21 protein-coding genes are annotated in these 26,768 nt (G+C 72.3%); 8 read left to right on the forward strand and 13 right to left on the reverse strand.

The genetic code is table 11. The annotated features are described in order from the left end of the window. The first annotated feature begins 11 nt into the window (after positions 1-11). From GFH48_RS09730 to GFH48_RS09745, 4 genes are all read left to right on the forward strand, one after another. Positions 12-383, forward strand: coding sequence for a YybH family protein (locus tag GFH48_RS09730; RefSeq protein WP_153287875.1), 372 nt, complete (start codon positions 12-14; stop codon positions 381-383). Positions 384-732: 349 nt separating this feature from the next. After that, complete coding sequence (locus GFH48_RS09735) at positions 733-2,592, forward strand: M1 family aminopeptidase (protein WP_153287876.1); 1,860 nt, start codon at positions 733-735, stop codon at positions 2,590-2,592. Between the two features lie 246 nt (positions 2,593-2,838). After that, positions 2,839-3,294 (forward strand): MarR family winged helix-turn-helix transcriptional regulator, encoded by a 456-nt coding sequence (locus GFH48_RS09740; protein ID WP_153287877.1) that lies wholly within the window; start codon positions 2,839-2,841, stop codon positions 3,292-3,294. 33 nt (positions 3,295-3,327) lie between these two features. Continuing rightward, on the forward strand, positions 3,328-5,049 hold the full coding sequence (locus tag GFH48_RS09745; RefSeq protein ID WP_153287878.1) for an MFS transporter: 1,722 nt from the start codon (positions 3,328-3,330) through the stop codon (positions 5,047-5,049). A 24-nt stretch (positions 5,050-5,073) separates the two neighbouring features. Here the strand turns inward: GFH48_RS09745 and GFH48_RS09750 are convergent, their stop codons facing one another. The 6 genes from GFH48_RS09750 to GFH48_RS09775 all read right to left on the reverse strand — a co-directional run bounded on the left by GFH48_RS09750 (position 5,074) and on the right by GFH48_RS09775 (position 14,957). Then, positions 5,074-5,583: an O-acetyl-ADP-ribose deacetylase gene (locus GFH48_RS09750; RefSeq protein WP_153287879.1), complete on the reverse strand. Its 510-nt coding sequence runs from the start codon at positions 5,581-5,583 to the stop codon at positions 5,074-5,076. An 86-nt stretch (positions 5,584-5,669) separates the two neighbouring features. Then, positions 5,670-7,079 (reverse strand): phytoene desaturase family protein, encoded by a 1,410-nt coding sequence (locus GFH48_RS09755; RefSeq protein ID WP_153292825.1) that lies wholly within the window; start codon positions 7,077-7,079, stop codon positions 5,670-5,672. A gap of 290 nt (positions 7,080-7,369) precedes the next feature. Next, a complete protein-coding gene (locus tag GFH48_RS09760; RefSeq protein ID WP_153287880.1) occupies positions 7,370-9,340 on the reverse strand; it encodes a phosphocholine-specific phospholipase C in 1,971 nt (656 codons plus the stop codon). Between the two features lie 29 nt (positions 9,341-9,369). Further along, the gene (locus tag GFH48_RS09765) at positions 9,370-11,136 is read right to left on the reverse strand and encodes an endonuclease/exonuclease/phosphatase family protein (protein ID WP_153287881.1); all 1,767 of its coding nucleotides are present in this window, start codon (positions 11,134-11,136) and stop codon (positions 9,370-9,372) included. A 936-nt stretch (positions 11,137-12,072) separates the two neighbouring features. Continuing rightward, positions 12,073-12,918: an inositol monophosphatase family protein gene (locus GFH48_RS09770; RefSeq protein ID WP_153287882.1), complete on the reverse strand. Its 846-nt coding sequence runs from the start codon at positions 12,916-12,918 to the stop codon at positions 12,073-12,075. A gap of 218 nt (positions 12,919-13,136) precedes the next feature. Next, positions 13,137-14,957: a gamma-glutamyltransferase family protein gene (locus GFH48_RS09775; RefSeq protein WP_153287883.1), complete on the reverse strand. Its 1,821-nt coding sequence runs from the start codon at positions 14,955-14,957 to the stop codon at positions 13,137-13,139. A gap of 174 nt (positions 14,958-15,131) precedes the next feature. Here GFH48_RS09775 and GFH48_RS09780 point away from each other — a divergent pair, with 174 nt between their 5' ends. Next, complete coding sequence (locus tag GFH48_RS09780) at positions 15,132-16,196, forward strand: lipoyl protein ligase domain-containing protein (protein WP_153287884.1); 1,065 nt, start codon at positions 15,132-15,134, stop codon at positions 16,194-16,196. A 12-nt stretch (positions 16,197-16,208) separates the two neighbouring features. Here GFH48_RS09780 and GFH48_RS09785 read toward each other — a convergent pair whose 3' ends face one another. Genes GFH48_RS09785 through GFH48_RS09795 form a run of 3 tightly spaced genes read right to left on the reverse strand, consistent with a single transcriptional unit; the run spans position 16,209 to position 18,588 of the window. Further along, positions 16,209-16,790 (reverse strand): DUF4232 domain-containing protein, encoded by a 582-nt coding sequence (locus GFH48_RS09785; RefSeq protein WP_153287885.1) that lies wholly within the window; start codon positions 16,788-16,790, stop codon positions 16,209-16,211. Further along, positions 16,787-17,479 carry a response regulator gene (locus tag GFH48_RS09790; RefSeq protein ID WP_153287886.1) on the reverse strand — a complete coding sequence of 231 codons (693 nt, stop codon included), beginning with the start codon at positions 17,477-17,479 and terminating at the stop codon, positions 16,787-16,789. Before GFH48_RS09790 ends, GFH48_RS09785 begins: the two co-directional genes overlap by 4 nt. Beyond that, positions 17,476-18,588, reverse strand: a complete 1,113-nt coding sequence (locus GFH48_RS09795) for a sensor histidine kinase (RefSeq protein WP_153287887.1) — start codon at positions 18,586-18,588, stop codon at positions 17,476-17,478. Before GFH48_RS09795 ends, GFH48_RS09790 begins: the two co-directional genes overlap by 4 nt. A gap of 215 nt (positions 18,589-18,803) precedes the next feature. Here GFH48_RS09795 and GFH48_RS09800 point away from each other — a divergent pair, with 215 nt between their 5' ends. The 3 genes from GFH48_RS09800 (at position 18,804) to GFH48_RS09810 (ending at position 21,452) form a co-directional block, all read left to right on the forward strand. Further along, a complete protein-coding gene (locus tag GFH48_RS09800) occupies positions 18,804-19,829 on the forward strand; it encodes a carboxymuconolactone decarboxylase family protein (protein WP_153287888.1) in 1,026 nt (341 codons plus the stop codon). Further along, positions 19,826-20,659: a class I SAM-dependent methyltransferase gene (locus GFH48_RS09805; RefSeq protein ID WP_153287889.1), complete on the forward strand. Its 834-nt coding sequence runs from the start codon at positions 19,826-19,828 to the stop codon at positions 20,657-20,659. The genes GFH48_RS09800 and GFH48_RS09805 overlap by 4 nt, the downstream gene beginning before the upstream one ends. A gap of 121 nt (positions 20,660-20,780) precedes the next feature. Continuing rightward, positions 20,781-21,452, forward strand: coding sequence for a hypothetical protein (locus GFH48_RS09810; protein WP_153287890.1), 672 nt, complete (start codon positions 20,781-20,783; stop codon positions 21,450-21,452). A 25-nt stretch (positions 21,453-21,477) separates the two neighbouring features. Here the strand turns inward: GFH48_RS09810 and GFH48_RS09815 are convergent, their stop codons facing one another. The 4 genes from GFH48_RS09815 to GFH48_RS09830 all read right to left on the reverse strand — a co-directional run bounded on the left by GFH48_RS09815 (position 21,478) and on the right by GFH48_RS09830 (position 26,670). Next, on the reverse strand, positions 21,478-23,004 hold the full coding sequence (locus tag GFH48_RS09815) for an NCS1 family nucleobase:cation symporter-1 (RefSeq protein ID WP_194280541.1): 1,527 nt from the start codon (positions 23,002-23,004) through the stop codon (positions 21,478-21,480). Between the two features lie 233 nt (positions 23,005-23,237). Beyond that, on the reverse strand, positions 23,238-24,260 hold the full coding sequence (locus tag GFH48_RS09820) for a TIGR03842 family LLM class F420-dependent oxidoreductase (RefSeq protein ID WP_153287892.1): 1,023 nt from the start codon (positions 24,258-24,260) through the stop codon (positions 23,238-23,240). An 18-nt stretch (positions 24,261-24,278) separates the two neighbouring features. Then, positions 24,279-25,679 (reverse strand): dihydropyrimidinase, encoded by a 1,401-nt coding sequence (gene hydA, locus GFH48_RS09825; protein WP_153287893.1) that lies wholly within the window; start codon positions 25,677-25,679, stop codon positions 24,279-24,281. 148 nt (positions 25,680-25,827) lie between these two features. Further along, positions 25,828-26,670: a nitrilase-related carbon-nitrogen hydrolase gene (locus GFH48_RS09830; protein WP_153287894.1), complete on the reverse strand. Its 843-nt coding sequence runs from the start codon at positions 26,668-26,670 to the stop codon at positions 25,828-25,830. Positions 26,671-26,768: the final 98 nt, after the last annotated feature.

Below are 26,768 nucleotides of genomic sequence, written 5' to 3' on the forward strand. Positions count from 1 at the left end.
GAAGGACCCTGATGAACAGCACGACGGACAGTGAGGCGGTCCTGCGCGACGTCCTCGACCGCTGGAAGGCGGCCGTGGACGGCCACGAACCGGAGCAGGCCGCCGCCCAGTTCACCGAAGACGCCGTCTTCCAGGGACTGCGCCCCTACAGCGTCGGAAGGCCGGGCATCGCCGCGTACTACGACTCCCAGCCGCTCGGGCTGCGGGCCGAGTACCGCATCCTCGAGACCCGGCGTCCCGCCGACCACCTCGTCCTCGGTTACCTGGCGGTGGACTTCTCCTTCACGGACCGGCCCACCCTCGGCGTCACGCTCGGCGTACTGGTCGAGCGCACGCGGGAGGGCTGGCGGATCAGTCACTACCAGGTCTCACAACTCGCCTGACCCCTCAGGTCCCCTGCCCGCGGCGGCGATCGCCGGCGCGGGCCGGACCCGAGGCACCGGTGCACCGTCCTGTCGAGCAGGCAGGACGGTGCACTCGTGTGTGCGACGACCCTTCGGGGCCCCGACGAGCGTCGTTCGGAACACTTTTACTCATCTCGGATGGCATGCCCTGGTCAAATCTGCCAGGCTTCCGGCAGCCGTCACCCCGACCCCAGGGGAACGCGGCGGACATCTCACCCCCGCGCTCGCGCGAGCGACGCGCGCAGCCCCCGGCTGCCCTCCGGCGCACCCGAGCCGGGCGGGCGGTCACCGAGCAGGCCGGAATCCCGGCCGCCTCAAAGGAGTTCGCGTGAGACCGACCCCCCACAAGGCCCTCGCGACGGCGGCACTCGCCGTCCTCGCACTGGCCGCCGCCCTGCTTCCCGTCTCCCCGGCGGCCGCCGCGCCGCCCACCGCCCCCTCGGCCGACGCCTGCACCCCTGCCCAGGTGGTCACCAACGGCGGCTTCGAGAGCGGCACTTCGCCCTGGACCCAGTCGTCGACCAGCGTGATCACCTCCCGCGCCGGCCAGACCGCCCACGACGGCACCTCCTTCGCCTGGCTGGACGGTGTGGGCAGCACGCACACCGACACCCTTTCGCAGAGCGTCACGATCCCGTCCGGCTGCAGCTCCGCCGCGCTCACCTTCTGGCTGCACATCGACACCACCGAGACGACGACGTCCACCGCGTACGACAAGCTGACGGCGAAGATCGGCACCACCACGCTGGCGACGTACTCGAACCTCAACAAGAACACCGGCTACGCGCAGAAGTCCTTCGACGTCTCGGCGTTCGCGGGCCAGACCGTGACCGTCGCCTTCACCGGCACCGAGGACTCCAGTCTCAGGACGAGCTTCGTCCTCGACGACATCGCGCTCGCCACCTCCGGCACCACCACCCCGCCCGCGGACTCCACCCGGACCCCGGCCGCGCCCGCGTACACCGTCAGCCTGAGCAGCAACACCAGCGGCACCACCTGGACCGGTCACGAGAGCGCGACCTTCACCAACGCCTCCTCCACCGCGCTCAGCGAGGTGTACCTGAGGCTGTGGGACAACTACCACGGCACCTGCTCCGCGATGCCCATCGCCGTCAGCAACGTCAGCGGCGGCACCGCGGGCGCCCTCTCGGTCGGCTGCACGGCCCTCCAGATCAGCCTGGCGTCACCCCTGGCGCAGGGCCAGAGCGCGACGATCGGCTTCGACCTGACCATCACCGTGCCCAGCGGCGCCGACCGCTTCGGCGCCGACGGCGCCTTCGTCAACATCGGCAACGCGCTGCCCGTCCTGGCGGTCAAGGACGCGGCCGGCTGGCACCTGGACCCGTACACCAACAACGGCGAGTCCTTCTACTCGCTGGCCGCCGACTTCAAAGTGACCCTCGACCACCCGACGAGCCTCCTCGTCCCGGCCACCGGCACCTCGGTCGACACCGCCGGATCGAGCGGCCGGACGGTCACCACGGCCACGGCCTCCAAGGTCCGTGACTTCGCCTGGGCCGCCGGGCCGTTCAGCAAGATCTCCGGCACCTCCCCCGCCGGCACCGCGATCAACATCTACTCCGTCTCGGGCATCAGCTCCTCCGACTCCCAGTCGATGCTCGCCACCGCCAAGTCCGCGGTGGACGCCCACGCGGCACGCTTCGGCGCGTACCCGTACGGCGAGTTGGACGCGGTGATCGACAACAACTACTGGTTCGGCGGCATGGAGTACCCCGGCTTCGTCCTCGACCTGGTCAGCACCACGGCGCTCACCCACGAGATCGGCCACCAGTGGTTCTACGGGATCGTCGGTGACGACGAGTACAACAGCCCGTGGCTCGACGAGGCGTTCACGGACTACGCCACCGACCTGGCGCAGAACAAGACCGGCACCAGCTGCTGGAACAGCGTCTCCTGGGCCTCGTCGGCGGAGAAGATCACCAACTCCATGGCCTACTGGGACGCCCACTCCTCCCGGTACTCCACGGTCGTCTACGGCTACGGCAAGTGCGCCCTGCACGACCTGCGCCGCGTCCTCGGTGACACGGTCATGGCCAAACTCCTGAAGGACTACGCCACTTCGCACTGGTACGGGGTCTCGACCACGTCCGAGTTCAAGGCAGCCGCCCAGGCCGCCACGACCACGGACCTGACCTCGTTCTGGACCCAGCACCGCATCGACGGCTGACAGCCGACCGGTGCGCCGCGGTGGGCGCCTTCCGGCGTCACCCGCGGCGCACCGACGACGGCGCGGACCCGCGCCGCGCACACCGCGCCGCGCACACCCGCGCCTGCGTCCGCGCCCCAGCCCCTCCGCGCCCACGTCTGCGCCTCCGCGTCCGCGCCCACGCCTGGGCCCCCGGAGGGCCCGCGGCGAGACCGGCGTCTGCGGCGCGATGTTGTTTCCCTCTACACCTAGATGCATAATGCGGTTATGCATAAGCGGGTTATGGAAACCGACCCACCGACTCCGGCCGAGGATCTGATGATCGCCGTGGAGCGGCTGGTCCGATACGTCCGCCGCAGCGCCGTCACCGGTGGCCTGAGCACGGCGGCCTCGTCCGCACTGAGCCGGCTCGGCCGGGAGGGACCGCAGCGGCTCACCGAACTCGCCAGGGCCGAGAACGTCTCCCAGCCGAACATGACCCAGCTGGTCACCCGGATGGAGCGCGCGGGCCTGGTCCGGCGCACCGCCGACCACAGCGACGGCCGGGGCGTGCTCGTGGAGGCCACCGACGACGGCCTGGACGTCTTCCGCCGGCGACGGGCCGAGCGCGCGGACGCTCTGCACCGGCTGATCGAGGACCTGACCGAACCGGAACAGCGGGCGGTCCGGGTCGCGCTGCCGGCCCTGGCCCGGGTCATCGACGACCGCCATTCCCGTTCCTGACCCCGTTCCCTGCGACACCACGGAGAACCGCGCATGAGTGCATCCCACGAAAGGGCCGCCGGCCCCTTCAAGCAGCCCAAGGCCGTCTGGGCCGTCGCGTTCGCCTGCGTCATCTCGTTCATGGGCATCGGTCTGGTCGACCCGATCCTGCCCGCTCTCGCCGAGGGCCTGCACGCCTCACCGAGCCAGGTCTCCCTGCTGTTCAGCAGCTATCTGATCGTCACCGCGGTCGCCATGCTGTTCGTCGGCTGGGTCTCCAGCCACATCGGCGCCAAGCGCACCCTGATCGTGGGACTCGCCGTCATCGTCGTCTTCGCGGCGCTCGCGGGTTCCTCCGGCTCCATCAACGGCATCGTCGGCTTCCGGGCGGGCTGGGGCCTGGGCAACGCCCTGTTCATCGCCACCTCGCTCGCCGTCATCGTCGCCTCCGCGAGCGGCGGCTTCGGCGGCGCGATCATCCTGTACGAGACCGCCCTCGGCCTCGGCATCGCCGTGGGGCCGCTGCTGGGCGGCGAGCTGGGGGCCATCAGCTGGCGCGGTCCCTTCTTCGGCGTCGCCGTCCTGATGGCCGTCGCGCTCGCCGCGACAGTCGCCTTCGTGCCCGCCCTGCCCAAGCCCGAGCGGCCCACCTCGCCGCTCGCCCCCCTCAGGGCACTGCGCCACCGCGGCCTGCTGACCATGGGCATCATGGCCCTGCTGTACAACTGGGGCTTCTTCACGATGCTGGGCTACGCCCCGTACCCGATGAAGCTGAGCGCGCACCAGCTCGGGCTGGTCTTCACCGGGTGGGGTCTGCTGGTGGCCGCCTTCAGCGTGTTCTTCGCCCCGCGTCTGCAGGCCCGGTACGGCACCGCCCCGGTGCTGTACGCCAACCTGCTCGGCCTCGGGATCGTCATGGCGGTCATCGCGGCCGGCGTCGACTCGCCCGGCGTGGTGATCACGGCGGTCGTGGTCAGCGGCGCGTTCATCGGTATCAACAACACCCTCACCACCCAGGCCGTCATGCTCGTCTCGCCCGTCGAGCGGCCGGTGGCCTCCTCCGCCTACGGCTTCCTCCGCTTCATCGGCGGCGGCCTCGCCCCCTATGCCGCCGGCAAGCTCGCCGACGCGACCGACCTCAGCGTCCCGTTCTACCTGGGCGCCGCGACCTTCCTCGTGGCCATTCCGGTCCTGGCGAGCGGCCACGGTCTGCTCCGCCGGGCCGAACGGACGGCCGGCGAGGGCGCGTCCGTCGTACCCACGCTCACTCCGGTCGGCGGTGCCGCGGTCACCGCCGGGCCGCCGCTCATCGTCGCCGTCGGCGCCCACGAGAGGGCCGCCGCCATCGTCGACACGGCGGCTCGGCTCGCCCGGGACACGGGTACGGCGCTGGAGGTGGTGCACGTCCAGCAGACCGCCGTGGTCGAGGAACAGGCCGTGGACGTCGAGACGGCCGACCAGGCCCGCTCCGCCGTCGCCGCCCACCTCGACCGGCTCGCGGCCCACGGCGTCCCCGCCGTCGGCCAGATACTCACGAGCGTCGGCGACCACGCCGCCGCGGGCCGGGCCCTGGCCCGGCATGCCGCCGACGTCCACGCCGGCACCGTCGCCGTGGGCCGCTCGCCCCGCGGTCCGCTGGCCCAGTTCGCCGACGGGAGCTTCACCAGCGCGCTCACGCACACCGCGGCCTGCGCGGTCGTCCTCGTCGACCCCGACAGCGCACCCCGGCCGCTGACCACGGCCACCCTGGCGGAGCTGCGCGCCGCCTCCGCCTGAGCGGCGCGGCGGCCGGCGCGGCCGTCAGCCGACCTCCGCGGCGAACGCCTCGTACCCCCGGTCGTCGAAGAGCACGAACCTGACCTCCTCGACCGCCGCCTCCGTGTCCCGTACGGTCCGCACGGCGACCCGGGCGGCGTCCTCCATCGGCCACCCGTACACACCGGCCGAGACGGCGGGGAACGCGACCGTGCGGGCGCCGAGTTCGTCGGCGACCCGCAGTGATTCGCGGTAGCACGAGGCCAGCAGGTCCGATCGGTCCTCGGTGCCGCTGTAGACCGGTCCCACGGTGTGGATCACCCATCGCGCGTCCAGGTCACCCGCGGTGGTCGCGACGGCCTTGCCGGTGGCCAGGCCCTTGCCGTAGTGCGAGGCGCGGAGCCTGCGGCAGTCCGCCAGGACGGCGGGACCTCCACGGCGGTGGATGGCCCCGTCCACTCCCCCGCCGCCGAGCAGCGAGGAGTTCGCCGCGTTGACGATCGCGTCGACGCTCTGCCCGGTGATGTCGCCCCGCACCAGAGTGATGACGGTCATGACGGGCCAGCCTCCTCGTAGATGGTCCTCACCGCATTGTCCCCCGGTCGCCGGCCCGCCGCCGTCCGTGCCGCTGCCCCGGTCGGTCAGGTCTGTCGCAGGCGACGCCACACGGCCTTCGCCGCGTTGTGCCCGGACATGCCGTGCACGCCGGGACCCGGCGGGGTGGCCGAGGAACAGATGAACACGGCCGGATGCGGGGTGTTGTACGGGGACAGGGACAGCCGGGGGCGCAGCAGGAGCCGCAGTCCGGAGGCGGCGCCGCACGCGATGTCGCCGCCCACGTAGTTGGCGTTGCGCGCGGCGAGTTCGCGCGGGCCGGCGGTCGCGCGGGCCAGTACGCGGTCGCGGAATCCGGGCGCGAACCGCTCCAGCTGGCGCTCGATCGCGTCGGTGAGGTCCCCTGTCCAGCCGTTGGGAACGTGCCCGTACGCCCAGAACACCTGCTTTCCCTCGGGTGCCCGGGAGGGGTCGGCGACGCTGGGCTGCACGGTGATCAGGAAGGGCGCGTCGGGCGCCCGGCCCTCGCGCGAGACGGCCTGCAGAGCGGCGCCGATCTCGGCCCGGCTCGCGCCGATCTGCACGGTCCCGGCGGTACGGGCCTCCTCCGCCGTCCAGGGCACGGGCCCGTCCAGCGCGTAGTCGACCTTGAAGACGGCCGCCCCGTAGCGGTAGTTCTCGTAGTACCGGCCGAAGCCCGCGATCCGGGACAGCGCGGTGGGCGAGGTGTCGAAGACGTAGGCGCGCGCGGGCGGCAGGTCGTCGAGGCGCTTGACCTCGTAGTCGGTGTGGACGCTGCCGCCGAGGTCCCGCAGGTAGGCGGTGAGCGCGTCGGAGATCGACTGGGAGCCGCCGCGCGCCACGGGCCAGCCGCGGGCGTGGGCGGCCAGGGCGAAGACCAGGCCCACGGCGCCGGTGGCGATGCCGTCCAGCGGGGCGATGACGTGGGCGACGAGCCCCGCGAACAGGGCCTTGGCCCGCTCGTCGCGAAAGCGCCGCATCAGCCAGGTGGAGGGTGGCAGTCCGGTGAGGCCGAACCGGGCCAGGGTGACCGGGTCGCGGGGCAGCGCGGTCAGCGGCAGCGACATGAAGTCGTGTGCCAACGTGTCCCACTTGGGGAGGAAGGGGGCGACCAGCCGGCGGTAGGTGCCGGCGTCGCGCGGCCCGAACGAGGCGGCCGTCTCCGCGACGGAGCGCGCGAGCACCGCGGCCGTGCCGTCCGGGAACGGGTGGGCCATGGGCAGTTCGGCGTGCAGCCACTCCAGTCCGTAGCGCTCCAGGGGCATCGCGCGGAACGCGGGCGAGTTGATGCCGAGCGGATGGGCGGCCGAGCAGGGGTCGTGCCGGAATCCGGGCAGGGTCAGCTCTTCGGTACGGGCGCCGCCGCCCACCGTGTCCCGCGCCTCGAAGACGGCCACGGAGAAGCCCCGCCGGGCCAGTTCCACGGCGGCCGTCAGCCCGTTCGGCCCCGCACCCACGACGACGGCATCGAGCATCGACGGCACTTTCGGACTCCTTTGTCGGCCCACGGCCAGTGACCACCAGGATATGCCGGAGGACTGACGGTCCCGGCGGTGCGGGGTGGGAATCCGCGAGCCGCGGGGGCCCGCGACCGCCGCACCACGCGGGGCCGGCACACCGCGCGGCCGAGCGAGGCGGGCGGCCGAGCGGGGCGGGCGGCCGAGCGGGGCGGGGCGGGGCGGGCGGCCGAGCGAGGCGGGCGTCGCCCTGTGCGCCGGTCGGGACCGGGGGCCGTCGTCGGCGCCCGGTCCCGGCCGGCGGTGACTCACACGGTGTGGACCGTTCCGGCGTAGCGCTGGGCGAACCGGGTGCCGGTGCCCGCGGTGACCGTGAAGTCGTACCGTCCCGCGTCGGTGCGCCACGTCAGGCGGGTACGGTCGCCCGCCCCGACCCAGACCGTCCGCTCCTCGCCGGCGAAGTCGTTCGGCGTGATCGTGAACGCCGCCTCGGTGCCACCGGTGTTGCGCAACTCCAGTTCCACCGAGGCCTGTTCCGCGCGCCCGGAGTGCCGCAGGGCCGCCGTCACCGACGGCACCGCCACGTCGTCCTGGCCCGTGCGGACGACGGTGCCGGAGAAGCGGCGGACGAATCCGTCGGCGCCGTACACGGAGAAGTCGTAGCGGCCGTCTGTGTCGGCGCCGTCCCACACATAGGTGCGGGACGAACGCGGCGGAACCGTGAAGGGGGTGCCGGCGAAGGGCAGGGCCGTGTTCGGCAGGACGGTGAAGTGGTAGCCGACGCTGCCGTCGTTGGTGAGCGCGCAGGTGACCTTGCCGGTGCTCCGGTCGACCTCCACGTCGGCCCACGGGCGGTACGGCAGGGCGCGGTGCGGCCGGTGACCCTCCTCCTGCGCGGGCATGGACTGCTGGTCCGGCACCTTGACCGCCGGCAGCGAGTCGCCGGCGTCCGCCTTGGCCATCAGCGCGACCGTGTCAGGCAGGGCCGGGATGCTGTAGTCGGGCCTGGTGAAGTCGAAGGCGCTGGTGAGGTCGCCGCAGACGGTGCGCCGCCAGTCGGAGATGTTGGGCTCCCGCACACCGGTCACGCGCTCCAGGAAGCGGACCACCGAAGTGTGGTCGAACACCTGGGAGTTGACCCAGCCGCCGCGCGACCACGGCGAGACGACCCACAGCGGCACCCGGCTGCCCAGGCCGATGGGCTTGCCGTTCGCGAACTCGTCCTTGGTGCCGGGCTCGGGGAACGGCGGGATGACGTGGTCGAAGTAGCCGTCGTTCTCGTCGTACATGACCAGGAAGACGGTGTGCTTCCACACGTCGGGGTTGGAGAACAGCGACTGCAGCGCGGTGTCGACCCAGTGGGCGCCGTAGTCGGGGCTTGCGTCCGGGTGTTCGCAGAACAGGTAGGGCGCCACCAGCCAGGAGACCGTGGGCAGCGTGCCGTCCTTGCAGTGCTGGTCGAACGCCGTGAGGTCCCACTTCGTCATCGCGTTGACGTAGCGCGGGTCGTCCTTGGGGAACTCGTGGAACTGCTTGAAGTACGACAGGGCGTTGTCGTCGTAGTCGCCGTAACGGTCGTCGGAGCCGTCGGGGTTGTGGTAGACGCGCCAGGTGACGCCCGCCTCCTCCAGACGTTCGGCGTACGTCGTCCAGTCCGCCACCGGGTTGTCCGTGACCGGTGTGTTGTCCGTCCACGGGCCGGTGGTGCCGTCCACGCCGGGACCGGCGGTGCCGGTCCACAGGTAGAGGCGGTTGGGGTCGGTGGGGCCGTTGAGCGAGCAGAAGTAGCCGTCGCAGAGGGTGAAGGCGTCGGCCAGCGCGTACTGGTAGGGGATGTCGGCCCGCGTGAAGTAGCCCATGGTCCGCTCGCCCTTGGCGGAGACCCACTTGTTCATGGCGCCGCCGTTGACGGCCGAGTGGCCGCTGTCCCAGTCGTGCGGGAGGCCGCCCGCGTTCTGCGCGTTGTACTTCGTGGTGTCCATGCGGAAGGGCAGGAGGTGGCCCTCCTTGCGGCCCGTGGCGGGCTGGCGGAACACCGATTCGCCGTCCTGGAGGGAGGTGGCCTGGCGGTCGCCGAAGCCCCGTACCCCGCTCAGGGTGCCGAAGTAGTGGTCGAAGCTGCGGTTCTCCTGCATCAGGACGACGACGTGCTTGACGTCCTCGATGCTGCCGTGGCCGGTGCCGCGCCCCGCGGCCTGCGCCGTGCCGGGGAGCCCGGCCGCTATCGCGGCTCCGGCCGCGGTGGTGCCGATGAAGGTGCGGCGGCTTATCTCGGTCATGGGAGGAAGGTCCTTCGGATCGTTCGCGGTCAGCCGCGGGCGGGCAGGGAGAAGGTGACGACGGCGGCCGCGTGATCGGACGGCCAGCCGTTGGCGGCGGTGTCCGGGACCGGCCGGGGCCAGCCGGTGAACAGGCTGTGCGCCTCGACGACCTTGAGGCGGCCCGCGTACTGGATCTGGTCGATCCGGTCCTGCGGCTCGGCCCCGTCACCGCCCTCGCGGCGCGGCCTGACGGGGGACCAGGTGATGCCGGGTGCCTTCTCCGGGTTCGTGTGGGCGTCGCGGAAGGCGTCGACGAGGCCCGCCTTCTCCAGTGCCTCGGTGACGGGCCAGCGGAGCCGGCCCGCTCCCCCGTGCGCGGACGCCGTGCGGCTCGTCCAGTCGTGGTGGGACGGCGAGGCGAGTCCGGCCGCCAGCACGACGGGCGTCCGGGAGGCGAGTTCCGGCCGCAGGGCGGCCACCAGCGCCTGCACCTGCCGGTAGCGGACCGTGCCCTTCTCCGCCGCCTCGACCTGCGCGGGCGTCCGGCCCGCCGTCAGCGTGTACGGCCCGTAGCCGGCTTCGTCCAACTGGGCCGTCCACAGGCGTACGGTGCGGTCGTCGGGCAGCTGCAGCGTCGCCGCCGCGGCCGGGAGCGTCGCGGTCGGGGCGACGACGTCGGCGAGCGGGTGGCGGCTCACGATGCCGAGGCCGCCGGCCTGGTACGCGTGCCAGCCGAGCGCGCCCGCGAGGTTCCCGGCCGCCTTGTCACCGCATTCCTGGAGCGCCACGACGTCCAGGCCCTGGGTGAGCACCAGTCGCAGCTGCTTCTCCAGGAAGCCGTCGACGTGCGTGCCGGCGTCCCAGAGGTTCAGCGTGGCCACCTTCAGCCGCAGCCGCTCCCGGGAGGTGCGCACCGGCACCTGGACGGTCACGGTGTCGCTGCCGGCTGCGCTGTCGGTGACGGCGGCCACCAGGCGGCCGGGTCTGCGGGGCGCGATGTGCGGGGCCCTGCCGCTGACCGTGCCGTCCGCGGCCACCGACAGCCACGAGTCGCCACCGACCCGTTCGAAGGTCGCGCCGCCCGCGGGGTTGCCCTCGGGCCTGATCCACAGACCGCCCAGCTTCACCGCGAAGTCCTTGCCCGCGGTCTGCGGCTCGGTGGTGACGGCGTCCACGACCGCGTGCGGGCGCGGGATCACCGGGCGCACGGCGAAGCTGAACGCGGCGGTCTCGGCGAGGATGCCGTAGCCGTCCTTGGCCAGCAGGTAGGCGGTGTACGGGCCGCCGCTCAGGCCGGAGGTGTCCAGGGTGATGTCACCGGAGGCGGCCGGGGTGTACTCCCAGGCGAGGGAGGAGCCGTGGCCCGGCTGCCGGTCGCCGTCATACACCCCGATCCAGTTCTTCGGGTCCGGTGAGCCCGTCGTCCAGTGGAAGGAGAGCTTGTCGCCCTCGTGCGGGGCGGGGGTCGTCAGCTCGACGAAGTCGCCGAGGGGCGCGCCCGCGAAGCTGAACGGCTCGGTCCTGGCGAGGACTCCGTAGCCGTCCTTGGCCAGCAGGTACACGATGTACGGGCCGCCGCTCAGGCCGGAGGTGTCGAGGGTGGTCTGCCCGGACGTGCCGGGCACGTACGCCCACACGAGAGAGCTGCTGCCGCTGGCGGGCAGCCGGTCGGCGGGGTAGACGCCGATCCAGTTCTTGGGGTCGGGGGCGTCCGTCGCCCAGGTCAGGGCCAGTTCGGTGCCGCGCGGCGGGGGCGTCGTGGAGCCGATCGCGATGCTGCTCCCGGACGTGGCGGCCTGTGAGAGGGATGACACGGTGTTGGGTCCTCTCCGCCCCGGGTACCGCCTCGGCGGCACCCGGGTGAGCAAAGTTGTCTAGATAACTTCGCTCCATAGCAAGCCGTCCCCCGGCGACGGCCCCGTGAACGAGAGGTTGCCTCCGCCCGGGAGGAAGACGGAACACTGAGGTTTCCCCGCGCGAGCCGCGAGCCCCGAATCCGGCCGGAAAATGGGCTCTGAGCTGGGACTATCCGAGGCTCTCGACCTCCTTTACAGCCCTCGGGGGCCGCCCGTTCCGCGTTCCGTCACCTCACCGCGCGGAGGGATTCGGCACGCCGCACCGGTCATCCGGTCACCCTCCTCGCTGTGCACAGCCGAGGGCCGCGCGGGCACAGGCGGAGGAGCGTCCGCCGGGTACGACGGGGGCAAGGCCGGCCGAGGGCGAGCGGAGTGCCGGCGCGGAAGGCCGCCCCGGCTTCGGTTGCCCCGGCTTCGGTTTCGGCGGCTTCGGTTTCGGCGGCCGCCCAGGAAGGTGGGGGTGCCTGCGAGAAGTCGGACACGGGCAAGGGAGTTGCCCTGGGGTCCCGTCGTATCCGAATGACGTCGCCCCGCAGGAACCCCTCCAGCTCACGGAGCGCGCGGGGCCGGGGCCACGGACCACGCGGGGCGAGGCGATGGACCGCGCCGGGACCGAGGCCACGGACCGCGCGGGACGCGACCGGCACGGACCGGGCGAGGCGGAAGGCGACGCGCCACGCGAGGCGCGAAGGCCACGGACCACCCAGGGACCGCGCGGGACGCGACCGTCACGGCCGACACGGGGCGACCGTCACGGACCGCCCGGGGCCGAAGCCACGCGAGGCGCGAGGCGCGACCGTCACGGACCTCGCGGGCGAAGGCCCCTGACCCCCACGGGCCACGCGGGACGCGACCGTCACGGGTCGTGCGGTGTGGGGCGCCCGCGGCTGCCGGTCAGGCTCCGGCGGCGAGCAGCCCCCGCACCCGGCGGGCCGTCGCCTCGTCCCGGGCCGCTGTGAACGGCAGCGCGTTGCCGCCGGTGACACGGAACGGTTCGCCCGTCAGCGTCAGGTGGGTGCCGCCCGCCTCCTCGACCAGCAGCAGGCCCGCCGCGTGGTCCCAGGCCGCCTCCCAGGAGAAGGCCGTCGCGTCCAACTCGCCGCGGGCGACGGCCAGGTACTCCAGGCCGGCGGAACCGCACGGGCGCGGCCGGACTCCCTCGGCGTTCAGGCCGAGGAGGGCGCGCTTCTGCTCGTCCGTCGTGTAGTCGGGGTGCGAGGTGGCTATCTCGAGGTCGCGTCCGGGCAGGGGCGAGCCGGAGCGCAGCGGCTGTCCGTCGAGGCGGGCGCCCCGGCCGCGGAGGGCGACGGCGAGCTGGTCACGGGCCGGTGCGTAGGTCCAGGACGCGTGGACGACGCCGCCCAGCGTGAGGGCGACGAGCGTGCAGAAACCTGACTCGCCGCGGACGAACTGGCGGGTGCCGTCGACCGGGTCGACGATCCAGACCGGTGCCGCGCCCTGGATCGCGTGATACGTCGCGGGGTCGGCGTGGACCGCCTCCTCGCCGACCACGACGGAGCCGGGCAGCAGCTCGGCGAGCGCTTCGGTGAGGTACTCCTCGGCCTTGCGGTCGGCGTCCGTGACAAGGTCGTGCGGGCCGCTCTTCTGGTCGATCTCGTGCGCGGCGAGCTGCCTGAAGCGGGGCATGATCTCGGTGGCGGCCGCGTGGCGGACCGCCTTTTCGACGTCGGGCGTGCGGTGGGCGAGAAACTCGTCGATGGTTTCGATGTGTCCGATCATGTCCCCCATGACAGCACGCGGCACTGACAATCCCCACCCGTCCGGTGCACTTCAGGTGGAATCGCCGTGAATTCCCGGGGCGCCGGCCCTCGCGCCGGCCCTCGCCCCCGCCCTCGTAGAGACCCTCGCCCGGCCCGCGCCCCGACCCTCGCCCCGGTCCCGGCACCGGGCCCCCGTCCCGGGCCCCGCGTCCACGGGCGCCCGGGCCGGCAGCCGGCTCACCGTCCGACCGCGTACCCCTGCATCCCCCGCGGATTCGCCGCGGCGGACAGCACCCCGGTGCGCGGGTCCCTGGCGACCGCGCACAGCCGGCCCTCCGACCAGGCGTCGGCGACCTGGACGTCGTGGCCGCGGCGGCGCAGTTCCGCGACCACGGCGGGGTCGGTGCGGGACTCGACGGTGAGGCTGCCGGGGCGCATGCCGCGCGGGTGGAAGGAGCCGGGGAAGCTGTCGTTGTGCCAGTTCGGCGCGTCGATCGCGCCCTGGAGGTCGAGTCCGCCGCGTACTTCGGCGCCCAGCGCCACGGCCAGGAAGAAGTGGGTCTGCCACTGGTCCTGCTGGTCGCCACCCGGGGTGCCGAACGCCATGACCGGCACCCCGTCACGCAACGCCAGGGACGGCGTCAGCGTGGTGCGCGGACGGCGGCCGGGCGTCAGGGAGTTGGGCAGGCCCTCGTCGAGCCAGGCCATCTGGAGCCGGGTGCCGAGCGGGAAGCCCAGTTCCGGGACGACCGGGTTGGACTGGAGCCAGCCGCCGCTGGGGGTGGCCGCGACCATGTTGCCCCACCGGTCCACGACGTCGAGGTGGCAGGTGTCGCCGCGGGTGGAGCCGTCCGGTGCCACCTCGGGTTCGGCGGCGGCCCGGGCCATGGTGGGTTCGCCCGCGCCGGGTACCGCCAGCGCGTCGAAGCCGGGCTCCCCGGAGGCCACCCGCCGGGCGTGCCCGCTCATCCTCGGGGCGCGTCCGCCGGGGGCTCCGGGGCGCAGCTCGTACGAGGCCTCGGCGCCGACGAGGGCTCGGCGCGCCGTGTTGTACTCGTCCGACAGCAGCGCGTCGAGCGGCACCTCGCCGGCGTCCCCGTACCAGGCCTCCCGGTCGGCCATGGCGAGTTTGCAGCCCTCGACGAGCAGGTGCACGTAGTCGGCGGAGCCGTGCGGCGGCAGCTCCGGCGGGAGCAGGGCGAGCTGCTGCAGGAGGACGGGACCCTGGCTCCAGGGGCCCGCCTTGCACAGGGTCCAGCCGCGCCAGTCGTACGTCGCCGGCGCCTCGTAGGCCGCGGACCAGGAGGCGAGATCGGCGGCCGTCAGAGTGCCGGTGTGGCGCTCGCCGCTGGTGTCCATGGCGGGCCGTCCGGCCTGGCGTACCAGCGCGTCGGCGATGAACCCGGTGCGCCAGACCTCCCGCGCCGCCTCGATCTCGGCCTTCCTGTCCCCGGCCGCGGAGACCTCCGCGAGAAGCCGCTTCCAGGTGGCGGCGAGCACGGGATTGCGGAAGAGCTCGCCGGGGCGCGGTGCCGTCCCGCCCGGCAGGTACACCTCCGCGGACGAGGTCCACTCCGTCTCGAACAGCTCACGGACGGCCTCCACCGTCTCGCCGACCCGCTCCACGGGCGCGTGCCCGTCCTCGGCGTATCCGATGGCGTACTTCAGGACGTCGGCGAGGGACTTCGTGCCGTGGTCGCGCAGGAGCAGCATCCACGCGTCGAAGGCGCCCGGGACGGCCGCGGCGAGCGGGCCGGTACCGGGTACGAGATCCAGACCGAGCCCCCTGTAGTGCGCGATCGTCGCGCCGGCGGGCGCGCCGCCCTGGCCGCAGAGCACCTGGACCGGGCCGCCCGCCGGGGCGAGGATGATCGGGACCTCTCCCGCGGGTCCGTTGAGGTGCGGTTCGACGACGTGCAGGACGAAGCCCGCGGCGACGGCGGCGTCGAACGCGTTGCCGCCGTCCTCCAGGACGGCCATGGCGGACTGGGAGGCGAGCCAGTGGGTGGAGGACACCATGCCGAAGGTGCCCTGGAGTGTCGGTCGGGTCGTGAACATGCCGTGTCACCTCGCTGTGCGGAGCGATCAACTTCGGGCCCGACTATGGCACTCGTGATCTCCCGGGCGGCAGGGCGCCCGTTCGGTCGGGGCGCCACGCGTCGCGCCCTGCCGGAACGGAATCAATCACCGCAGGTCGGCGTTGGTGTCGGTGGAACGAACGGAGGCGGATCGGTGCACGGTGAGTACAAGATCCCCGGCGGCAAGCTCGTCGTGGTGGACCTGGACGTCGAGGACGGGGTGCTGCGCCACGCGCGCGTGGCGGGCGATTTCTTCCTCGAACCGGACGAGGCGCTGGACGCCGTGAACCACGCGCTGGAGGGCGCTCCCGCCGACACCGACGCCGCGGGCCTGGCCGCCCGTGTCGAGGCCGCGCTGCCCGCGGGCACGGTGATGTACGGCCTGACCTCGGAGGGCGTCGGGATCGCGGTGCGCAGGGCGCTCGCGCACGCCACCGACTGGACGGACTACGACTGGCAGCTGATCCACGAGGGGCCGCAGTCCCCTGCGCTGCACATGGCCCTGGACGAGGTGCTGACCGCGGAGGTCGCCGCCGGCCGCCGCCCGCCGACGCTGCGCGTGTGGGAGTGGGGAGCCCCGTCCGTGATCATCGGCAGTTTCCAGTCGCTGCGCAACGAGGTCGACCCCGAGGGCGCCGCACGGCACGGCATCGAGGTGGTGCGCCGGATCTCCGGTGGCGGCGCGATGTTCGTGGAGCCGGGAAACACCATCACCTACTCGCTCTCGGTGCCGGAGGCACTCGTCCAGGGCCTGTCGTTCCAGGACAGTTACGCCTACCTCGACGACTGGGTGCTCGGCGCGCTCGGGGACATGGGGATCAAGGCCTGGTACCAGCCCTTGAACGACATCGCGACGGAGCAGGGGAAGATCGCGGGAGCCGCCCAGAAGCGGGTGGTGGGTCCGGGCGGCGGCCCCGGAGCCGTGCTCCACCACGTGACCATGTCGTACGACATCGACGCCGACAAGATGCTCGAAGTGCTGCGCATCGGCCGGGAGAAGCTCTCCGGCAAGGGCATCGGGAGTGCGAAGAAGCGGGTGGATCCGCTGCGTCGGCAGACGGGGCTCGCGCGCGAGGAGGTCATCGGGCGGATGATCGACTCCTTCCGCGGCCGCTACGGGCTGGCGGACGGTGGGGTGACGGCCGCGGAACTGGCCCGCGCCGAGGAGCTGGCGCGCTCGAAGTTCGGGTCGGCCGCGTGGACGGCCCGGGTGCCGTAGCCGTCGTGGGCGTCACGGTCGGGACGGTGACGCCCACGCCGTCGTGCCGAGTGTGTTCTCCGGTCCGATGTCGAGGGTTTCCGGGGGCCGCACGTTCACCGCGGGCCGTCCTTTCTGCGGGACGACGCGGAGGTACGTGCCGTTCTCGGCCGCCATCCGCCAGTACAGGGCCGACCGCGCGCTCTCGCCGGGGCTCAGGGTGAGCGGCTCGGCGCCGGGGTCCTCCGGGGCCATGGGGACCTGGTCGGTGCCCTGGACGGTGCGCACGCCGGTGAGCGGGGCGCCCTTCGCGTCGAGGACGCGGACGGAGGGGTAGCCGTTCACCCGGTACGGCCGCCCGGAACAGTTGGTGAGGATGAGGGTCATCGCCCGCAGCCCCATGGCACCGTCGACACGGTCGGCGTCGACGCGTACACCGGACGGCGGACAGTCGCCGGCCGGGGGGAGCGCGACGGCGGGCGAGGGGCCCGGCGCGGGCCGGTGGTCCGGCTCGGTGAAGAAGCCGCAGCCGCTCACGGCGAGTGCCAGCGCACCCGCGAGGACGGCGCGGCCGAGCGGTCCGCTGGACGGCTGTCTCGGGTGCGGCATGGTCATTCGCCGATCATCGCACGCCGCCACGGGGCGCCCCCTCTGGCCGTCACCAGGCCCGACTCGTAGGCGAACACGACCAGTTGGGCCCGGTCGCGGGCGCCCAGTTTGGTCATGGCGCGGCTGATGTGCGTCTTGGCCGTGAACGGGCTGATGACCATGTGCGCGGCGATCTCCTCGTTGCTGAGGCCGCGCGCGGCGAGCGCGGTGACCTCGCGTTCGCGGCGGGTGAGGCCCTCCAGGCCCGGCGCGGTGGCACGGTCGGGGGGCCGCGCCACGAACTCCCCGATCAGCGTGCGCGTCACGGACGGGGACAGCAGCGCCTCTCCGTGGGCGACGACCTCGATGGCCTGGAGGAGGTCGGCGGGTTCGGTGTCCTTCAGCAGGAAGCCGCTCGCCCCGGCCCGCAGCGCCTCGAAGACGTACTCGTCCAGGCCGTAGTTGGTGAGGATGAGGACGCGCACGGCGGACAGGTGCGGGTCGGCGGCGATCCGCCGGGTCGCCTCGATGCCCGACATCACCGGCATCTGTACGTCGACGAGGGCGACGTCGGGCCGCCGGTCCCGCACCAGGGCGACGCCCTGTTTCCCGTCGGCGGCCTCGCCCACCACCTCGATGTCGTCCTCGGCGTCCAGCAGGGCGCGGAATCCGGCCCGCATGAGTGCCTGGTCGTCGACGAGCGCGACCCTGATCACGACGCGTCCTCGGCTGTTCCCAGGGGCAGTTGGGCGTGGACGGAGAAGCCGCCCCCGGCCCGTGGAGCGGCCCGCAGGGTGCCGCCGAGAGCCGTGACGCGTTCCCGCATCCCGGTGAGGCCGATGCCGGGTGCGGGCGGGCGGGACGGGTCGGCGCCGCCGTCGTCGTCCACGAAGATCGCGAGTTCGGCCGCCGAGTAGTCGAGCCGGACGGTCACCTCGGCCGGCCCCGCGTGGCGCGCGGCGTTGGTCAGCGCCTCCTGGACGATGCGGTAGGCGGCGCGGTCCACCGTCGTCGTCAGCGGTCGCTCGTCGCCGCGGACCGACAGCTCGACCGCGAGGCCCGCGGCGCGGGCCCGCTCGACGAGCAGCGCGGGTGTGCCGGTCGGCTCGTCGGTGCGCAACACCTCCAGCGTGGACCGTAGTTCGCGCATCGCCTCACCGCCCGCCGCCTGGATGGCGAGCAGCGCGGCGGGCACCTCCTCGCCGCGTTTACGGGCCAGGTGGACGGCGACACCGGCCTGGAGCTTGACGATCGAGATGCTGTGCGTGAGCGAGTCGTGCAACTCGCGCGCGATCCGCAGCCGTTCCTCGCCCGCCCGGCGCAGGGCGGCCTCCTCCCGGGTGCGTTCCGCCTCCAGCGCGCGCTGTTCGGTCTGGCGCAGATACGCCTGCCAGTTGCGGTCGGCGAGGCCCGTCACCAGAGCACACAGGAACCAGCCGGCCAGCAGGAGGGTTCGTTCGACGATCTCCTGCCGGGTGGGGCCCGTCGTGAGGAACCCGGCCAGGAACGCGGCGCTCGCGAGCGCGGCCACGCCTCGGTGGCCGGCGCGCGCGGCCGTGTGGACGGCGCCCAGGACGGGCAGCGCGGCGAGGGGTCCGGGGTGGGCGTGCAGGACGTACGCCGTCGTGGTGACCGTGGTGATCGCGAGGACCCCGCGCGGTGCCCGGCGGTAGCCCGCGAGGGCGGCGGACGCGAGGGCCGTCAGGGCGTAGTCGGCGGGGGCGGTGCCGTTGTCGAAGGCGGCCGCGCTCAGGACGAGGGCGCCGACGACGATCGCGAGGGCGATGTCGGCGAGCTGTCGGCGCACGGCCTGGTCCAGCGTCATGTTCCGCACGATAGACGGCTGTTCGGCCGGTGGCGTCAGACCTGTGGAGGGGGCCGGGCCTACTCCCGGCGGAGTAGGCCGGGCCGCGTCCGGACCGGGTGGGGTAGCCCGGAGTGCCTTCGGGCGTACGACGACCGCGCACCCGCCCGTGGACCAGGGTTGCCGTGTCGGTGGCCGTCGGCGCACCGCATCGCCCGTCCGGATAGGAGAACCCCGTGCCCAGTCCGTTCCGTCACACCGATCCGCCCGATCCCGCGTCCGCCGCCGGCCCCGTCCGCGCCGTCTACACCCAGCTGGCCAGGGACTTCGGCATCGCGCGGGCGTCCACCTTCGTCGTGCTGTCCTCCGCGCCCGGGATCATGGCCTCCGCCTGGGCGTTGATGCGTGAGTCGCTGATCGCGGGCGACGGCGGCAGGACCGGGAAGGAGCTCGCGGCGCTCGGGGTGTCCGAAGCCAATCGGTGCCCGTTCTGCGTGGACGCGCACCGGATGCTGCTGCACGCGACCGGCGACCACGCGCTCGCGGAGAAGGTGGCCCGTGGTGAGCCGCCCGCCGACGAGTGGCAGGCGCGGGTGCTGGCCTGGGGCCGGGCGACCCGGACGCCCGGGGCACCGGAACTGGTCCCGTACCCCTTCGCCGCCGCGCACGCACCCGCGTACATCGGCACCGCGCTCGCCTTCCACTTCATCAACCGTGTGGTGTCGGCGCTGCTGACCGAGCGGTTGCTGCCGGGCAACGTTCAGCGGTTCCGGGCCGTACGGAGCCTCGGCGGCCGGTCCCTGGCCGGGACGGTGCGCCGGCATCCCGTGCCCGGTGCCGGTCTCACTCTTCTCGACGGCGCGGGTCTGACCGTCCTCGACCACGCGGGTCCCGGCCCCGGCTGGGCGCGCACGACCACCGTCGGCCCCGCCTACGCCGCGCTGCGTGCCGCCGCCGGCGAGGGCGAGGGACTTCTCGACGCCGCCGACCGGACCCTCGTACGGGAGACGCTCGGTGCCTGGGACGGCGCGCACCCGCCGCTCGCGTGGGACGGCCTTCCCGGCCGCGGCCGCCCCGGGGCCCGCCTGGCGCTGCTGGCCGCGCTCGCCCCGTACCGGATCACGGACGAGGACGTGGCGGCCTGGCGCACCCCCGACCGTACCGACGCCTGTCTGGTGCGTCTCGTCGCGTACGGCGCGTTCGCCGCCGTCGACCGGATCGAGGGCGCGCTGCCCGTGCGCGCGGCGAAGGAGACCTCATGACGCGGATCGCCGGCTCCGTGCAGGCGCAGGTGTGGAACGGGCCGCTCGGCACCCACTGGGCCACCCATCACGCCCGCTACGACGCCCTCGTGTCGGGTCTCGACGACGCGCTCTTCGAGGGTGCGGCGATCGCCGCGGGCGACCGTGTGCTGGACGTCGGCTGCGGGGCCGGCGCGACGACCAGGACCGCGGGGCGGCTGGCCGCGCACGGACACGCGGTCGGTGTCGACATCTCGGCGCCTCTGCTGGACCGGGCGCGTGCCGTCACCGTCGCGGAGGACGTCACCAACGTCGCGTACCAACGGGGCGACGCCCAGAGCCACCGCTTCCCGGCCGCCGGATACGACGTGGTGATCAGCCGGGGCGGGGTGATGTTCTTCGCCGACCACGCGGCCGCGTTCCGGAACCTGGCGCGGGCGCTGCGTCCGGGAGGGCGGCTCGCGTTCGTCTGTCCGCAGCCCGCCGGTCCGCATCTGGAGGAGTCGCGCGCCCTGAGTCTCTTCGCGAGGCTTCTCGACGCGCCGGACGCCCACACCGCCGCGGCGCAGACCGCGATGGCCTCCCTGTCGGACCCGGCTCGGATCCGCGAGGTGCTGGAGGGCTGGGACGAGGTGAGCGTGACGCCGGTCGGCACCGAGACGGTGTGGGGACGGGACGCCGCCGACGCGGTCGGCTTCATCCTCTCTCGTACGCCCGGACGGGCGGTCGACGCGGTCACCCGCACGACCCTGGAGGACACTTTGCGCCCTTATGAGACGGATCGGGGTGTGCGACTCCGGGCGGCGGTGTGGTTGGTGACGGCGAAACGGAGCCCCTCCCTCCAGGCGTGAGACACAGTCACCGCACAGGCACGGAGCGAGTTCGCCCTTCCGCCCCACAGGGAGTCATGTGACACTGTCGTCCCGTCCGCAGTGCGGACTCCTCCGCACCGTCCCCCACGAGAAGTGCGCCGTGCGTTCTCTTCCTCTGCCGCTCGCCCTCACCGTGCGCCTGCTGCCGGTCGCCGTGCTCGCCTGCACGGGCTGGGTCATGTCGTCCGGTTCGTCTTCGTCGCCCTCGACCCCGACCGGGACCGAGCACAGGTCGGCCCAGGACGACCAGAGCCCCGCCCAGCCCTCGGCGACGGCGGTCGTGAAGACGTACACGGCCGCGCCCGCGCCGTGCACCAGCGTCACGACGAAGACGATCACGTCCCTGGTCCCGGGCACCAAGACGGCCGGCCAGGAGATCGCCTCGACCGACAGGTCCGTGCGTCGTACCTGCTCCTGGAACGCGCTCAAGGGGTTCGACTACCGGTGGCTCGACGTGTCCTACGAGATCATGGCCTCGGACGCTGCGGCGCAGAAGTCCTACGAGGAGCGGGTGGCGAAGAAGAGCGGCGGGGGCGCGGTGCCCGGCCTCGGCGACGCGGGCTACTCCGTCGTGAACCTCACCACCGAGGACAAGCAGCAGACCCGCGAGGGTGTGGTGATCGCCCGTGTGTCGAACGCGCTGGTGGCCGTCACCTACAACGGAAGCGACTTCGAGACGAAGAAGGCGCCCAGCACCGACGAGATCAACAAGGGCGCCATCAAGGCCGCCAAGGAAGTGGTGGCCACGCTGGAGAACGGCCGCAAGAGCTGACCGTCCTCCCTCGCGCGAGCGGGTGTCAGGCGGTGGCCTCCGGCCGGCCCCTCAGCAGCATCAGGCCGGTGTAGAGCACCAGCGACGTGCCCAGGCCCACGGCCCAGCCGTAGTCGGCGAGCGACGACAGCGCCGGGATGGGCCGCCCGTCGATCAGCGGGTGGAAGTCGGCGCCGCCGACGGCCAGGACACCGCCGGTGACGAAGGCGGCCACGGCCCGCCAGTTCCAGCCCCCGTCGTACCAGTAGCGTCCGCCGGTGCGGTACAGGTCGGCGAGGTCGAGCCGGGTGCGGCGCAGGATCCAGTAGTCGGCGATGAGGATGCCGGCGACCGTGCCGAGCAGACCACCGACCAGACCGAGCCAGGTGAAGATGTAGCCCTGCGGGTCGGAGTACAGCTTCCAGGGGAAGATCAGCACACCGAGGACGCAGGTGGTCATGGCGCCGGCCCGGAAACTGATCCTCCTGGGCGCGATGTTGGAGAAGTCGAAGGCCGGGGAGACCAGGTTGGCCGCGATGTTCACGGACAGCGTCGCGATCAGCACGGTGACCAGCGCGAAGACGATGCCGACCACGTTGTCCGTCTTGGCGGCCAGCTTGACCGGGTCCCAGATCGCCTCGCCGTACACGGCCTGCGATCCCGAGGTGACCATGACGGACAGGAAGGCGAAGAGCGTCATCGTGGTGGGCAGACCGAGCGCCTGCCCCCAGGTCTGCGCCTTCTGGCTCTTGCCGTACCGGGTGAAGTCGGGGATGTTCAGCGACAGCGTGGACCAGAAGCCGATCATGCCCATCAGCGAGGGCCAGAACAGCTTCCAGAAGTGGCCGCCCCAGCCGAGCTTGGAGGGCTGGTCGAGCAACGGGCCGAAGCCGCCCGCCTTGCTGCTCATCCACCACAGCATGACGCCGGCGCCGACGAGCACGAAGGGCGCCGCCCAGTTCTCGAAGCGGCGGATGGTCTCCATGCCCCGGTAGATGATCGCGACCTGCAGCACCCAGAAGATCGCGAAGGACAGCCACATCGTCCACGCGTAGCCGCCGATGTGCGAGGCGTTCGCCCAGCTGTCCCCGAAGAGCTTCCCGGCGAGGAAGTAGATCGCCTCGCCGCCGATCCAGGTCTGGATGCCGAACCATCCACACGCCACCAACGCCCTTACGACGGCGGGGAGGTTGGCGCCGCGGACACCGAAGGAGGCGCGGGCGAAGACCGGGAAGGGGATGCCGTACTTGGGCCCCGCGTGCCCGGTGAGCAGCATCGGGACCAGCACGATCAGGTTGGCCAGCGCGATGGTGAACACGGCCTGTTTCCAGTCCATGCCCACGGCTATCAGCCCGGAGGCCAGGGTCCAGGACGCGGTGTTGTGGGCCATGCCGACCCAGAGCGCGGAGAAGTTGTACGTGGTCCAGGTCCGCCGTGCGACCGGGACCGGCAGCAGGTCCTCGTTGGCGTAGGGACCGGTGGGTGCCGGAGCGCCGGGGGCGATCTCCACCCGGCCGTCGGGGAGCGTGACCTGGGCGGTCGGTGGGCTGTCGGTGGGGACGGTGTCGGTCATGGGCAGGCCAATCAACTGAGGAGTGACGGGAAAGGCCGTGCGGGTGGCGTCATGGGGGGTGCGCGGTGGGAGCGCCCTGGTCCCCTTCCCGGGACGGCGGGAAGGGGGGACTGGGAGGAGATGCGGGGCGAGAGGCGCGACAGGGGCGGGGCCTCGACGGCCGCTTCTCCAGCGGTTGTTCGCGGTGTCCGGGGTGTCTGGAGTGTCCGGGGTGTCCGGGGTTGTTCAGGCGGTCATCGGTCGTTGACGGCCGGGATGACCTTCGACCCGTAGGCGTCGATGGTGGCCTCCTGCGCGTCGTGCATGTCGTACAGCGCGAACTGGTCCACGCCCAGCTCGCGCAGCGCGTTCAGTTTCTCGACGTGCTGCTCGGCCGTGCCGATCAGACAGAACCGGTCGACGATCTCGTCGGGCACGAACGTGGTGTCGGGGTTGCCGCTGCGTCCGTGGTGGGAGTAGTCGTACCCTTCGCGGGCCTTGATGTAGTCGGTGAGTTCCTCGGGCACGGCGGCGGAGTGCTCGCCGTACTTGGAGACGAGGTCGGCGACGTGGTTGCCGACCATGCCGCCGAACCAGCGGCACTGTTCGCGGGCGTGGGCGATCGCCTCCGGCGAGTCGTCCTCGGTGACGTAGGCGGGCGCTGCCACGCAGATCGTGACCTCGGACGGGTCCCGGCCGGCCTCGGCCGCCGCGGTCTTCACCGCCTTGACCATGTACTCGGTCAGATAGAGGTCGGCGAGCTGGAGGATGAAGCCGTCGGCCTCCTCACCCGTCATCTTCAACGCCTTGGGACCGTACGCGGCCATCCACACCGGGAGTTCGGCACCCGGCCTGACCCAGGGGAACTTGACGACCGTGCCACCGAGGTCGGCCTCCTCGCCCCGGCCGAGTGCCCGGATGACCTTCATCGCACCGCTGATCCGGGCGAGCGTGTTCGGTTTGCGTCCGGCGACGCGCATCGCCGAGTCGCCCCGGCCGATGCCGCACACCGTGCGGTTGCCGTACATGTCGTTGAGGGTCGCGAAGGTGGAGGCGGTGACCTCCCAGGTACGTGTGCCCGGGTTGGTGACCATCGGCCCGACGGTCAACCTCTCGGTGTTCGCGAGGATCTGACTGTAGATCACGAAGGGTTCCTGCCACAGCACGGCGGAGTCGAAGGTCCAGCCGTACGTGAAGCCGTTGGCCTCGGCCCGCTTCATCAGGTCGATGACACGGGAGGCCGGGGGGTCTGTCTGCAGGACGAGTCCGAAGTCCATGGCGCCACTCCTGGTCGCTCAGAGAAGGTACTGACAGGTGGAACGGGGTGTGTAGACGCCGTGGCCCGCCCGCCCGGTGAACTCCCGGTCGGTGATGACCATTTCGCCGCGCGACAGCACCGTCTCGACCCGTCCGGTGACCCGCTTGCCCTCGTACGCCGAGTAGTCGACGTTCATGTGGTGCGTCTCGACGGACATGACCTGCTCGGCGTGCGGGTCGTAGATGACGATGTCGGCGTCGGCGCCCGGCGCGATGGTGCCCTTCTTCGGGTACAGACCGAACATCCGGGCCGGGGTCGCGCAGGCGATCTCGATCCAGCGGCGGCGGGAGAGGTGCCCGTCGACGACGGCCTGGTGGAGCAGGTCCATGCGGTTCTCGACGCCCGGCAGGCCGTTGGGGATCTTCGAGAAGTCGCCGCGGCCGAGCTCCTTCTGGCCCACGAAGCAGAAGGGGCAGTGGTCGGTCGACACCACCTGGAGGTCGTTGGTGCGCAGTCCCCGCCAGAGGGCGGCCTGGTGCTCCTGGGGCCGCAGCGGGGTGCTGCACACGTACTTCGAGCCCTCGAAGTCCGGCTCGGCCAGGTTGTCCGTGGACAGGAACAGGTACTGCGGGCAGGTCTCGCCGAACACGTTCAGGCCCTCGTCGCGCGCCCGTGCCAGCTCGGCGACCGCCTCCTGCGCCGAGACGTGCACGACGTACAGCGGAGCCCCCGCGACCTGCGCGAGCTTGATCGCCCGATGGGTGGCCTCGGCCTCCAGGAGCGCCTTGCGGACCTCTCCGTGGAAGCGCGGGTCGGTCTCACCCCGGGCCAGGGCCTGTTCGACGAGCACGTCGATCGCGATGCCGTTCTCGGCGTGCATCATGATCAGGCCGCCGTTCTCGGCGGAGCGCTGCATGGCACGCAGGATCTGGCCGTCGTCGCTGTAGAAGACGCCGGGGTAGGCCATGAACTGCTTGAAGGAGGTGACGCCCTCCTCGACCAGCAGGTCCATCTCCTTCAGCGTGTCCTGGTTGACGTCCGAGACGATCATGTGGAAGGCGTAGTCGATGGCGCACTGGCCGTCGGCCTTGGCGTTCCACGCGTCGAGGCCCTCGCGCAGCGAGTGGCCGACGCTCTGCACCGCGAAGTCGACGATGGTGGTGGTGCCGCCCCAGGCCGCCGCCCGGGTGCCCGTCTCGAAGGTGTCGGAGGCGAAGGTGCCGCCGAACGGCAGCTCCATGTGGGTGTGGGCGTCGACGCCGCCCGGGATGACGTACTTCCCGGCGGCGTCGATGGTCCGCTCGGCCGTCCACGACTCGGCCGTCGGGGTGCCGGTCGCGGCGAGCGCGACGACCCGGCCGTCCTCGATCAGGACGTCGGCGTGCATCTCGTCGGACGCGGTGATGACGAGGCCACCGCGGATGACGGTACGGCTCATGCTCCCTCTCCTTCCGGTCGTGCGTGCACTGGGGGAATTCCGAAGCTGTCAGAAGCTGAGGTCAACGCTGTTTCCTCCGGGAAGGCCCGATGGGAAGGAGGCCCGTGGGCCCGGCCCCCCGGCGGCCGGGCCCACCAGAGGCCGTCCGTCAGGGAGCCGTCAGCGGCCCGTACGCCCCCGGGGCGCGGTCCCGGTAGAACTGCCACCGGTCGCGCACCTCGCGGAGTCTGGCCATGTCCAGTTCGCGGACGACGAGTTCGCTCTCCTTGTCGCTCGCCACCTCGCCGACGAACTGAGCCTCCGGGTCGACGAAGTAGCTCGTCCCGTAGAAGTCGTTGTCGCCGTACTCCTCGACACCCACCCGGTTGATCGCGCCCACGAAGTACTCGTTGGCGACGGCCGCGGCCGGCTGTTCCAGCTGCCACAGGTATCCGGACAGACCCCGCGAGGTGGCCGAGGGGTTGAAGACGATCTCGGCACCCGCGAGGCCCAGCGCGCGCCAGCCCTCCGGGAAGTGCCGGTCGTAGCAGATGTACACACCGATCCGGCCGACGGCGGTGTCGAAGACGGGCCAGCCGGAGTTGCCCGGCCGGAAGTAGAACTTCTCCCAGAACCCCGGGACCTGCGGGATGTGGGTCTTGCGGTACTTGCCCAGGTAGGAGCCGTCCGCGTCGATCACCGCGGCGGTGTTGTAGAGGACCCCGGGCTGCTCCTCCTCGTACATCGGAAGGACGAGGACGATGCCCAGTTCCGCGGCGAGCGCCTGGAAGCGCCGGACGATCGGACCCTCGGGGATCTGTTCGGCGTACTCGTAGAACGCCTTGTCCTGGACCTGGCAGAAATAGGGCCCGTAGAAGAGCTCCTGGAAACACAGGACCTGTGCGCCCTGCGCGGCGGCGTCGCGGGCCGCCTGCTCGTGGACCTGGATCATCGACTCCTTGTCGCCGGTCCAGGCGGTCTGGAAGACGGCGGCGCGGATCACTCTGCTCATCGGGACCTCCGGTCGCTCGGTGTGCGAGGAGCCTAGAAAGCCCGGCAGGCGGCTTTGAGGTGCACCGTGTCACGTCTGCGGTGCGTTGCCGTTCCACG

Origin of the sequence: Streptomyces fagopyri (assembly GCF_009498275.1) — a bacterium.
Lineage (GTDB): Bacteria > Actinomycetota > Actinomycetes > Streptomycetales > Streptomycetaceae > Streptomyces > Streptomyces fagopyri.

What these genes read in the sequence shown, in the direction of transcription:
- hydA (WP_153287893.1), bottom strand. Translation starts at nt 25,679, where the DNA reads ATGAGCCGTACCGTCATCCGCGGTGGCCTCGTCATCACCGCGTCCGAC.
- GFH48_RS09815 (WP_194280541.1), bottom strand. Translation starts at nt 23,004, where the DNA reads ATGACCGACACCGTCCCCACCGACAGCCCACCGACCGCCCAGGTCACG.
- GFH48_RS09755 (WP_153292825.1), bottom strand. Translation starts at nt 7,079, where the DNA reads ATGCTCGATGCCGTCGTCGTGGGTGCGGGGCCGAACGGGCTGACGGCC.
- GFH48_RS09760 (WP_153287880.1), bottom strand. Translation starts at nt 9,340, where the DNA reads ATGACCGAGATAAGCCGCCGCACCTTCATCGGCACCACCGCGGCCGGA.
- GFH48_RS09750 (WP_153287879.1), bottom strand. Translation starts at nt 5,583, where the DNA reads ATGACCGTCATCACTCTGGTGCGGGGCGACATCACCGGGCAGAGCGTC.
- GFH48_RS09830 (WP_153287894.1), bottom strand. Translation starts at nt 26,670, where the DNA reads ATGAGCAGAGTGATCCGCGCCGCCGTCTTCCAGACCGCCTGGACCGGC.
- GFH48_RS09730 (WP_153287875.1), top strand. Translation starts at nt 12, where the DNA reads ATGAACAGCACGACGGACAGTGAGGCGGTCCTGCGCGACGTCCTCGAC.
- GFH48_RS09805 (WP_153287889.1), top strand. Translation starts at nt 19,826, where the DNA reads ATGACGCGGATCGCCGGCTCCGTGCAGGCGCAGGTGTGGAACGGGCCG.
- GFH48_RS09745 (WP_153287878.1), top strand. Translation starts at nt 3,328, where the DNA reads ATGAGTGCATCCCACGAAAGGGCCGCCGGCCCCTTCAAGCAGCCCAAG.
- GFH48_RS09820 (WP_153287892.1), bottom strand. Translation starts at nt 24,260, where the DNA reads ATGGACTTCGGACTCGTCCTGCAGACAGACCCCCCGGCCTCCCGTGTC.
- GFH48_RS09785 (WP_153287885.1), bottom strand. Translation starts at nt 16,790, where the DNA reads ATGACCATGCCGCACCCGAGACAGCCGTCCAGCGGACCGCTCGGCCGC.
- GFH48_RS09775 (WP_153287883.1), bottom strand. Translation starts at nt 14,957, where the DNA reads ATGTTCACGACCCGACCGACACTCCAGGGCACCTTCGGCATGGTGTCC.
- GFH48_RS09795 (WP_153287887.1), bottom strand. Translation starts at nt 18,588, where the DNA reads ATGACGCTGGACCAGGCCGTGCGCCGACAGCTCGCCGACATCGCCCTC.
- GFH48_RS09740 (WP_153287877.1), top strand. Translation starts at nt 2,839, where the DNA reads ATGCATAAGCGGGTTATGGAAACCGACCCACCGACTCCGGCCGAGGAT.
- GFH48_RS09770 (WP_153287882.1), bottom strand. Translation starts at nt 12,918, where the DNA reads ATGATCGGACACATCGAAACCATCGACGAGTTTCTCGCCCACCGCACG.